Here is a 10,837-nt window from a genome sequence, read left to right as displayed (position 1 = left end):
ATGCGATTGCGACTCATGGCTGCAGCCGGCAGCGTCTGCGCATTGCTGGCGACCGCGTCGGCAGCGGCCGCGCCGCCCGTGCCGCCCGTGCCCTTTGGCATCGATGACCTGGCGCGGCTGGCCGATGTGGCCGCGCCGGACCTGTCCGCCGATGGCACGGCGCTGGTGTACAGCGTCAGCACGGTCAATGCGAAGGAAGACCTCGCCCAGACCGACCTGTGGCGCGTGGGCTACGACGGCACGGGGCGCGTGCAACTCACCCGCACGCCCAAGCACAGTGAATCGCGGCCGCTGTGGTCGCCGGATGGCAGGACGATCGCCTTCCTGTCGGACGCACCGCCACCCGCCAAGGCCAAGCCCGGCAAGAGCGGCGGCGGCGAAGAAGAGGAAGTCAGCCAGGTCTGGCTGATGCCCGCCGCGGGCGGCCCCGCGCGGCCGGTCACCCGCTTCCCCAGTGGCGTCGACGACTACGTGTGGTCGCCCGACGGCAAGCGCATCGCGGCGATCGTGCGCGATCCGGAACGTCCGGCCGGCGTGGCGAAACCCAAGAACCCGCCTCCCATCGTCACCGAGCGCTACCAGTTCAAGGAGGACGGCACCGGTTACCTCGGCGACAAGCGTACCCATCTTTACGTGGTCGACATCGCCAGCGGCAAGGCCGAGCAGATCACCAGTGGCGCGCACGACGAAATCCTGCCGGCGTGGTCGCCGGACGGGAAGCTGATCGCCTACGTCACCAAGCGCGGCGCCGATCCGGACCGCCACCTCAATTACGACATCTACGTGGTGGAGCCGAAGGCCGGTGCGAGCGAGCGGCAGCTCACCACGTTCCCCGGATCCGATCTCGATCCGTACTGGGAAACCCGGCCCGCGTGGAGCCCCGACAGCACCCGCATCGCCTACCTGCGCAGTGGCGAAGACAAATGGATCTACTACGCGCCGTGGCAACTGGCCGTAGTCGATGTCGCCAGCGGGCATGAAACCGTGCCGGCGCCGATCGACCGCTGCTTCACCAAGCCGCACTGGTCGGCCGATGGCCGCAGCGTGTTCGCGCTGATCGAACAAAGCGGGGTGACCCACCTGTCGCGCGTCGAACTCGACAACGGCCGGGTTACCGAACTAACCCATGGCGACCGTTTCGATTACGACCTCGCGGTGTCGCGCAACGACCGCGTGGTCGTGCTCGGCGATGGTGACCTGCATCCCTACCGGATCGCCGCGGTCGAAGGCGATGGGCTGCGCGTGCTCGCCGACCACAACGAATTCCTTGCCGCCCGCGCGCTTGCCGCGGTCGAGACGATCCGCTTCCGCAACCGCGACGGCGGCGAGATCGAAGGCCTGCTGGTCAAGCCGCAGGGTTACACGCCCGGCCGGCGCTATCCGACCATCGTGCGCCTGCACGGCGGGCCGGTGTACCAGTTCAGCCACGAATTCATGCCCGACTGGCAGGTGTATGCGGCGCAGGGATTCGCCGTGCTCGCGATCAATCCGCGCGGCAGTTCCGGGCGCGGCTTCGATTTCGCCAAGACCATCTACGCCGACTGGGGCAGTGCCGACGTGCGCGACGTGCTGGATGGCGTCGAGCATGCCGTCGCGCTGGGCATCGCCGATCCGCAGCGCCTCGGCGTGGGCGGCTGGAGTTACGGCGCGATCCTGACCAACGCGGTGATCGCGAGCGACACGCGCTTCAAGGCGGCCATCAGTGGTGCCGGCGCATCCAACATGTACGGCATGTACGGCCACGACCAGTACATCCGCGAGTACGAACTCGAACTCGGCACGCCCTGGGCGAACCGCGAGGTGTACGACCGCGCCAGCTTCCCGTTCCTGCATGCCGATCGCATCACCACGCCGACGATGTTCCAGTGCGCCGGGGAGGACGTGAACGTCCCCTGCCTGGGAGCCGAGCAGATGTACCAGGCGCTGCGCTCGCGCAATGTGCCCACGCGCCTGGTGGTCTATCCCGGCGAGAGCCACGGCCTGACCGTGCCGAGCTACCTGCGTGATCGCATGGCGCGCAACCTCGCCTGGTACCAGCGTTTCCTGCAGGAGGCACCGTGATGAAGATGCCCGTAGCCATTGCCGCGCGCGGGCTGCTGCTCGCGGCCGCATGCGCCGCCGGCGCCGTGCAGGCCGGTTCCGTGCAGGCCGGCGAGCCGCGTGCGCGCGACCTCGGCGTGCCGTTCGAGGGCACGCCCGGTGCGCTCAACGCGATCACCGACGTCGCCGGCATCACGGTCGGCCAGGTCACGCTGATCGAAGATCGCAGCGACGGCCACAAGGTGCGCACCGGCGTCACCGCGATCCTGCCGCGTGGCCAGGCCAGCTTCGACACCCCGGTGTTCGGCGGCTGGTTCGCGCTCAACGGCAACGGCGAGATGACCGGCACCGCGTGGCTGGAGGAGTCCGGCCAGCTCGAAGGCCCGGTGATGCTCACCAACACGCACAGCGTGGGCGTGGTCCGCGACGCGGTGATCGCCACGCGCATCAAGGCCGGTGGCGCCGATGCCAGCGGCTACTGGTGGTCGCTGCCGGTCGTCGCGGAAACCTGGGATGGGCATCTCAACGACATCAACGGTTTCCACGTGAAGCCCGAACACGCCGCGCAGGCGCTCCGCGACGCCAGGGGCGGGCCGGTGGCCGAGGGTAACGTCGGCGGCGGCACCGGCATGATCTGCCACGAATTCAAATGCGGCATCGGCACGGCATCGCGTCGTGTTACCGGCGATGGCCACGACTACACCGTCGGCGCACTGGTGCAGGCCAACTACGGCGTGCGCGATACGCTGCGCATCGCCGGCGTGCCGGTGGGACAACACCTGCGCAACGACCGCGTCTATACCGATCCGGCGCTCGCCAGCGCGGGCGGCGCCGTGCCCAATGCGGACACCGGTTCGATCATCGTGGTCATCGCCACCGATGCGCCGCTGCTGCCGCACCAGCTCAAGCGCATCGCCAAGCGCGCCGGCATGGGCCTGGCGCGGATGGGCAGCTACGCCGGCAACGGTTCGGGCGACCTGTTCGTCGCGTTCTCCACCGCGAATACCGAAGCCGCCGCGGGTGCGCCGCTCAACCAGGCGCAGTTCGTCGGCAACGACCACCTCGATGCGCTGTTCGAGGCGACCGTGCAGGCCACCGAGGAAGCCATCGTCAACGCCATGGTCGCGGCGCGCGACATGACCGGCGAAGGCGGGCACTACGCCAAGGCCTTGCCGCACGACGAGCTGACACGCCTGCTCAAGCGTTACGGTCGCTACCAGCCGCGGCGATGACCCGCACACGCACCATCCTCCTTACGGAACCACGACACGACATGATCCGGATTTCCACGCCGCTCACTTCCATGCTGCTCACTTCCGCACTGGCCATGGCATTGGCCGCCGGATCCTCGATGGCTTCGGCCGCCACCAAGTCGGAGGTCGTCGTCATCCGTGCCGGCAAGCTGGTCGACGTCGACCACGGCAAGGTGCTCGCCGACCAGGCGATCCGCATCGAAGGCGAGCGCATCACCCGCGTCGAGCCGTACGCCAGCGCCAGCGTCGGCGATGCGAAGGTGCTCGACTGGTCGCGCTACACCGTGCTGCCCGGCCTGATGGACCTGCACACGCACATCGCCGACGAGGGCCAGGAAGCCGATCCGGGTGCGCCACTGAAAAGCACGCCGGTGCGCGACGCGTTCATCGGCGCGAAGAACGCGCGCAATACCTTGCGTGCCGGCTTTACCACGGTGCGCGACGTCGGCGTCTACCGCGGGCTTGCCGACGTAGCCCTGCGCGATGCGATCAACGCCGGGTCCATCCCGGGGCCGCGCATGTTCGTGGCGGGTGCGTACATCACCATCACCGGCGGCGGTGGCGAGATCACAGGCCTGCCCAAGGGCACGGTGGTGCCGAACGAGTTCCGCCTGGGTGTCGCCGATTCGGAGCAGGAAGTGCGGCAGAAGGTCAATTATCTGTTCGACCACGGCGCCGACTTCATCAAGGTGATCGCCACGGGCGCCGTGCTGACCGATGGCACCGAGCCGGGCGAATCCGAATACACCGAAGCGCAGATCCGCGCCGCGGTGGAGGAAGCGGCCAAGCACGGCAGTTTCGTCGCCGCCCACGCGCACGGCGCCGAAGGCATCAAGCGCGCGGTGCGCGCGGGCGTGCGCTCGATCGAGCACGGGTCCTATCTCGACGACGAAGGCATCAAGCTGATGAAGCAGCACGGCACCTGGCTGGTGGCCGACATCTACAACGGCGACTACATCGACACGGTCGGCCGGCAGGAAGGCTGGTCGGCGGAAAAGCTGCGCAAGAACCTGGAGACCACCGACGTCCAGCGCCAGGGCTTCCGCAAGGCGGTCAAGGCGGGGGTCAACATCGGATTCGGCACCGACAGCGGCGTGTATCCGCACGGCGACAATGCGCGCCAGTTCGCCTACATGGTGCGCTACGGCCTGACGCCGATGCAGGCGATCCAGGCGGCGACGATCAACGCCGCGCGCTCGCTGGGCCACGAAGCTGAACTCGGGAGCGTCGCCGCCGGCAAGGCCGCCGACCTGATCGCGGTGGAAGGCGATCCGCTGGCCGACATCGAGGTGCTGCGCCGGGTCCAGGCGGTCATCAAGAGCGGGACGCTGGTATGCGCCGCCGGCCCGGTGAACTGCCATGATGGCGGCCTCTGACCGTGGCGCGCGCCATTCACGGGGTTGGAGCCACGGGAGAGCAGTTGATGCAATCGGTTAGCGACAAGCAGGAGCGCAAGCTCGGGTTCTGGATGTGCACCGCGCTGGTGGTGGGCAACACCATCGGCATTGGCATCTTCCTGCTGCCGGCCTCGCTGGCGCCGTTCGGATTCAATGCCCTGATCGGCTGGGTCATCACCGTGGTGGGCTGCATGGCGATGGCGCGGGTGTTCGCGCGGCTGGCGCGCGAGATGCCCAATGCCGATGGCCCCTACGGCTACATTCGCAGCACGCTCGGCGACATCCCGGCCTTCATCGCGATCTGGTGCTACTGGGTCTCGTTGTGGATCACCAATGCGGCGATCGCCACCGGCGTGGTCGGCTATGTCGATGCGGTGTTTCCCGCGCTCGCCGGCATCCGGCCCGCGTTGCTCGCGCTCGCGCTGGTGTGGCTGTTCGTGATCATCAACCTGTTCGGCGTGCGCACGGGCGGGCGGGTCCAGATCGTCACTACCGCGCTCAAGCTGCTGCCGATGCTGATGGTCGCCGGCCTGGGCGCGTGGCTGCTGATCAGCGAGCCGGCGGCCTACACCCGGCACCTGCCGACGACGCCGGTGAGCCTGAACCAGTTGATGGCCGCATCGACGATCGCCTTGTTCGCCATGCTCGGGCTGGAGTCGGCGACCGTGCCGGCGGGCCGCGTGGAGAATCCCGGCCGCACGATTCCGCGCGCCACCATCGTCGGTGCGCTGCTGACGGCGGTCATCTACATCGTCGTGTCCACCGTGCCGCTGCTGCTGATCCCGCAGGCCGAGCTGGGCCGCTCGAACGCGCCCTTCGCGGCGCTGCTCGACCAGTACCTGGGCCAGGGCAATGGCCGCTGGCTCGCCCTGTTCGTGGTGATCAGCGGCTTGGGTGCGTTGAACGGCTGGACCCTGCTGGTCGGCGAGCTGACCCGCACCATGGCCGTCAATGGCGTGCTGCCCGCGGTCCTGACCCGCAACAACCGCCACGGGGCGCCGGCCGTGCCGCTGCTGGTGACCGGGATGCTGGCCAGCGTGATGGTGCTGATGAGTTACAGCCGGACGCTGGTGGAAGGCTTCACCCTGCTCACCACCGTGGTGACGGCCGCCAACCTGCCGCTGTACCTGTTCTGCGCGCTCGCCCTGATGGTGATGTGGCGTCGCCGCCAGAAACCCGCCAACAGCGACCTGCTGGTCCTCGCCATCCCCGGCGCCGCGTATGCGATCTTCGCCTTCATCGGCATGGGCCGCGAGCCCTTCGTGTATGCGCTCGCGCTGGCCGCGGCCGGCCTGCCGGTGTACGTGCTGATGCGCCGCGCGGTGCGCGGCACGCCGCTGGCGTCACCGTCCGGGCCCTGATCCGCCGCCTGCAACCCGCCTGACCTCTTCGAGTTATTCCGATCGCCATGCTGCAACTCAAACGCACGCCTTTCCACGAGCGCACCTCGCGCCTGTGCCTGCCGCAGAACTGGCGGCGCTGGGCCGGCCACATCGTCGCCGGTTCCTACGACCTGCACCTGGACCGCGAGTACTGGGCGATCCGCGACGCCGTCGCGATGATCGATGTCTCGCCGCTGATGAAGTACATGATCGAGGGCCCCGACGCGGCGCGCCTGCTGCACAAGCTGACGCCACGCGACGTGCACAAGATGGCCGTCGGCCAGGTCGGTTACACCGGCTGGTGCGACGAGGACGGCAAGATGCTCGACGACGGCACGGTGTCGCGCCTGGGCGAGAACCTGTTCCGCCTGACTTCCGCCGAGCCATCGCTGCGCTGGCTGTCGATGAACGCGGTCGGCATGGACGTGACGATCACCGAGGTCACCGAGCAGGTCGCCGCGCTGAGCCTGCAGGGGCCGAAGTCGCGCACTGTCCTCAACAAGGTCTGCGGCAAGTCGCTCGACAAGCTCAAGTACTTTCGCGTCATGCCCAACACGCTCGCGGGCAAGCCGGTGACGATCTCGCGCACCGGTTACACCGGCGACCTCGGCTACGAGATCTGGATCGACGTCGCCGACGCGCTGCACGTGTGGGACGCGCTGATGGCGGCGGGCCACGATTACGGCATCGTCCCGTGCGGCATCCTGGCGATGGACATGGCGCGCGTCGAAGCCGGTCTGTTCATGATCGACGTCGATTACACCGCGGCCAACCACGCCTGGATCGAGGGACAGAAATCCACGCCGCTGGAGATGGGCCTGGACTGGGCGGTGCAGCTGGACAAGCCCGGTTACTTCGTCGGCCGCCGCGCGCTGGAGCGCGAGAAGCAGGAAGGCTCGGCGTGGAAGCTGATGGGCTTCGAGGTCGACTGGGAAGCGATGGAGAAACTGTTCGCCGCTGTCGGCCTGCCGCCGCAGATTCCCGGCATGGCGGTGCGTGGCAGCCTGCCGATGTGGCAGGGCGACAAGCAGGTCGGCTACGCCTCCACCAGCACCTGGTCGCCGGTGCTGAAGAAATACATCGCGCTGGTGCACCTGCAGCGCCCGTACTACGAACCAGGCACCGCGCTGAGCATGGAAGTGACGGTCGAGCACAAGCGCCTGCACGCGCAGGGCAAGGTCGTGAAGCTGCCGTTCTACGAGCCGGAATGGAAGAAGAAGTAGCAGGTCCCTTCTCCCGCTTGCGGGAGAAGGTGCCCGCAGGGCGGATGAGGGTGCTCTTGCCGCCCCTCACCCCAACCCTCTCCCGCAAGCGGGAGAGGGAGCAAAGACAACCAACGAATTGAAGAACTCATGACCAACAACCAATACGACGCCATCGTCATCGGCGCCGGCCACAACGGCCTGATCGCCGGCGCCTACCTGGCGCGCGCGGGCAAGAAGGTGGCCGTGCTCGAACGCCGCGAGGTGGTCGGCGGCGCGGCCGTGACCGCCGAGCCGTTCCCCGGCTACCGCTTCAGCCAGTTCTCCTACGTGGTCAGCCTGCTGCGGCCGGAGATCATCCGCGACCTCGAACTGCCGCGGCACGGCCTGAAGATCCTGCCGTTGCCGAGCACGGTCACGCCGATGGACAACGGCGACTATCTCGCCGCGTGGGACGACCACGACCTGACGCGACAGGAGCTGTACCGGCATTCGCCGCGCGACGCCGAGGCGTCCGACGAGTACGGCCGCGTGATGGCGCGCGCCGCCAAGGCGATCAAGCCGATCATCGGCCTGGTACCGCCGGATCCTTCGTCGCTGAGCTTGCGCGACATGAAGGGCCTGCTCAAGCTCGGCCAGTACGGCAAGAGCCTGAGCGAGAAGGAGCTCTACCAGATCGCCAAGCTGTTGACGCAATCGGCGGCCGACCTGCTCAACGACTGGTTCGAATTCGATCCGCTCAAAGGCACCAAGTCGGCCAGCGGCATCATCGGCACCTTCCTCGGCCCCAATTCGCCCGGCACCGCCTATGTGCTGCTGCACCACTACATGGGCGAGATCGACGGCGCGTTCCGTGCATGGGGTTTCTGCAAGAACGGCAACGGCGGCGTGACCCAGGCGATCGCCAGCTCGGCGCGCGCGCTGGGCGTGGACATCCGCACCAATGCGTCGGTGCAGCAGGTGATCGTCAAGGGCGGGCGCGCCGCCGGCGTCGCGCTCGCCAACGGCGACGAGCTGCAGGCCAAGGTGGTGATTTCCGCCGCCGACCCCAAGCGCAGCTTCCTGCAGTTCGTCGAGAAGCAGCATCTCCCCGACGAGTTCGTCCAGCAGATCAAGAACTTCCGCGTGCGCGGTTCATCGGGCAAGGTCAACCTCGCGCTGAGCGAACTGCCCGACTTCACCTGCCTGCCGGGCGAAGGCCCGCTGCACCGTGGTGCGATCTCGGTCAGTCCGAGCATGGAATACATCGAACGCGCCTACGACGAGGCCAAGTACGGGCAGTTCGCGAAGAATCCCTATATCGACATGATCATCCCCTCGATGATCGACCGCGACATGGCGCCGCCGGGCCACCACGTGATGTCGTGCTTCGTGCAGTACGCGCCCTACGACATCGAGGGCGGCTGGGACGACGCCAAGCGCGATGCGTTTGGTGAAACCGTGATTTCCACGATCGAGCGTTACGCGCCGAACATCCGCCGCGCCATCGTCGGCAAGCAGGTCATCACGCCGAAGGACATCGAGAACATCGCCGGCATCACCGGCGGCAACATCTTCCACGGCGAACTGTTGCTGCACCAGTTGTTCTTCCTGCGCCCCGCGCCGCAGTGGGCCGATTTCCGCACGCCGTTGCCGGGTTACTACTTCGGCGCGTCGGGCGCGCATCCGGGCGGTGGCGTGATGGGGGCGGCCGGCAAGATGGCCGCGCAGGAAGTCCTGAAGGATTGGAAGTGAGTGCCAGGATGCGGCCAGCTCCCCACTTCGTCATGCGGCCAGCTCCCCACTTCGTCATCCCGGCGAACGCCGGGATCCAGCCTTTGACTTCCGTCCCTTCTCCCGACTCGCGCCAAAGGCAAGAGCTGGTTCCCGGCAGCTTTGCTGCTGAAAGCCGCCGGGATGATGATCAAATGCAGAAGCCCACAAATCCATGAGCAAATCCAATTACGACGTCATTGTCGTCGGCGCCGGCCACAACGGCCTGGTAGCCGCAACCTACCTGGCCAAGGCCGGCAAGAAAGTGCTGGTGCTGGAACGGCGCGAGCACGCCGGCGGCCAGCTGGCTTCGCGTGCCTTCGATGACGGTTCCCGCTTCGATCCGCTGCACGCCGGCGGCCAGCTGCGTCCGGATATCGTCCGCGAACTCGGCTTGGCCCGGCACGGCCTTGCCGCCTCCGCTCCCGCGCCGGCCTATGTCTCGCTGCTGGCGGATGGCCGTCGCCTGCAGCTGTCGACGGCGCCCGGCGATGCCCGGACGCTGGAATCGATCCGGCAGTTCTCCGCGGCCGACGCTGCGCGCTGGCCCGAGTTCGTGGCGTTCATGGACAAGGCGGCTGCATTCCTCGACGCCGCCTACCGCACGCCGATGCCGCGCTTGCCGCACGTCGGCCTCGCCGAGGGCTGGCCCCTGGCGAAGCTGGCGTGGACGCTGCGCCGGCTCGGCGGTCGCGACATGTTCCGGGTGATCCGGTCGATGTCGATGTCGGCGCTGGAGTTCACCGAAGAATGGTTCGAGTCCGAGGAACTCAAGGCCGCCATCGCCGCGGTGGCCATCCACGGGCACACGCTCGGCTCGATGTCGGCGGGCACCGGCTACACGCTGATGCACAACTGGCTCAATCGCGGCGGCCTGGCCCATCGGCCGGTCGCTGGCGGCAGCGTGCACCTTGCCGAAGCACTGGTCGCCGCCTTCATCGCCCACGGCGGCGAACTGCGCACGTCGGCCGGCGTGCAGCGCATCCTCGTCGACCGGCAACACGTGGGCGGGGTGCGACTGGACAGCGGCCAGGAGATCGCGGCATCCACGGTCATGTCCGCCGTTGACCCGCGCCACACCCTGCTCGGCCTGGTCGGCGCGCCGGAACTGCCCCCGGATTTCGTGTGGGAGACGCAGTCGATCAAGATGCGTGGCGCCGTCGCCAAGGTGCACCTGCAGACCGACGGCTCGCACGGCGTGCCCGCCGGCACGCTCGCGATCGCGCCGACCCTGAAGTACCTGGAGCGCGCGTTCGATGCCGCCAAATACGGCGAGATCTCCGAGCAGCCGTATCTCGAAGTCACCACGGCCGGCGATGTCGTGTCGATCCATTTCCAGTCCGCGCCGTACAAGCTGCGCCACGCGGACTGGGCGCATGCCCGCGGCACGCTCGAGCAGCTCGCGTTCGACACGCTGGCCCCGCACTTCCCGGCGCTGAAGGCATCCGTGCGGCACTCGCGCGTGATCACGCCGGCGGACCTGGAGCGCGACCTCGGCCTGACCGAAGGCGACCTCAACCATGGCCAGCTGATCCTCGACCAGATGTTCTTCATGCGCCCGCTGCCGGGATGGTCGAATCACGCCACGCCGGTCGACGGCCTGTACCTGTGCGGTTCCGGCGTGCACGGTGGCGGCGGCATCAGCGGCGCGGCGGGACGCAATGCCGTGCAGATGGTGCTGAAGGCGAAGCCCTGACGGACTGATGTCGGGGCGCGCGAACGCTTGCATGGCTTCGCGGAAGCCATCGCGGCAACGCGTGGTCCTTCAATAGGACAACGATGCGATCGCCGCTGCGCGGCCACGATATGCA

Annotated in this window: 7 protein-coding genes; all 7 read left to right on the top strand. The window is 67.9% G+C overall.

Features of this window, described 5'->3' with window-relative positions; all coding sequences use genetic code 11:
• The 7 genes from ACYVGE_RS11870 (at position 1) to ACYVGE_RS11840 (ending at position 10,722) form a co-directional block, all read left to right on the top strand.
• On the top strand, positions 1-2,061 hold the full coding sequence (locus ACYVGE_RS11870) for a S9 family peptidase (protein ID WP_460730120.1): 2,061 nt from the start codon (positions 1-3) through the stop codon (positions 2,059-2,061).
• Positions 2,061-3,272 carry a DmpA family aminopeptidase gene (locus ACYVGE_RS11865; RefSeq protein WP_460730118.1) on the top strand — a complete coding sequence of 404 codons (1,212 nt, stop codon included), beginning with the start codon at positions 2,061-2,063 and terminating at the stop codon, positions 3,270-3,272. Before ACYVGE_RS11870 ends, ACYVGE_RS11865 begins: the two co-directional genes overlap by 1 nt.
• A gap of 41 nt (positions 3,273-3,313) precedes the next feature.
• A complete protein-coding gene (locus tag ACYVGE_RS11860) occupies positions 3,314-4,669 on the top strand; it encodes a Xaa-Pro dipeptidase (RefSeq protein WP_460730116.1) in 1,356 nt (451 codons plus the stop codon).
• Positions 4,670-4,716: 47 nt separating this feature from the next.
• Positions 4,717-6,051 (top strand): amino acid permease, encoded by a 1,335-nt coding sequence (locus tag ACYVGE_RS11855; protein ID WP_460730114.1) that lies wholly within the window; start codon positions 4,717-4,719, stop codon positions 6,049-6,051.
• Between the two features lie 47 nt (positions 6,052-6,098).
• Positions 6,099-7,295: an aminomethyltransferase family protein gene (locus ACYVGE_RS11850; RefSeq protein ID WP_460730112.1), complete on the top strand. Its 1,197-nt coding sequence runs from the start codon at positions 6,099-6,101 to the stop codon at positions 7,293-7,295.
• Between the two features lie 129 nt (positions 7,296-7,424).
• Positions 7,425-9,008 carry a phytoene desaturase family protein gene (locus ACYVGE_RS11845; protein ID WP_460730110.1) on the top strand — a complete coding sequence of 528 codons (1,584 nt, stop codon included), beginning with the start codon at positions 7,425-7,427 and terminating at the stop codon, positions 9,006-9,008.
• Positions 9,009-9,201: 193 nt separating this feature from the next.
• Entirely contained in the window at positions 9,202-10,722 is a 1,521-nt protein-coding gene (locus ACYVGE_RS11840) for a phytoene desaturase family protein (RefSeq protein ID WP_460730108.1), read from the top strand.
• The last annotated feature ends 115 nt before the right edge of the window (positions 10,723-10,837 follow it).

The sequence above is a fragment of the Lysobacter rhizosphaerae genome (genome assembly GCF_054779795.1).
Note: the sequence above shows the minus strand (reverse complement) of the source record. Positions and strands in the feature narration are given on the sequence as shown.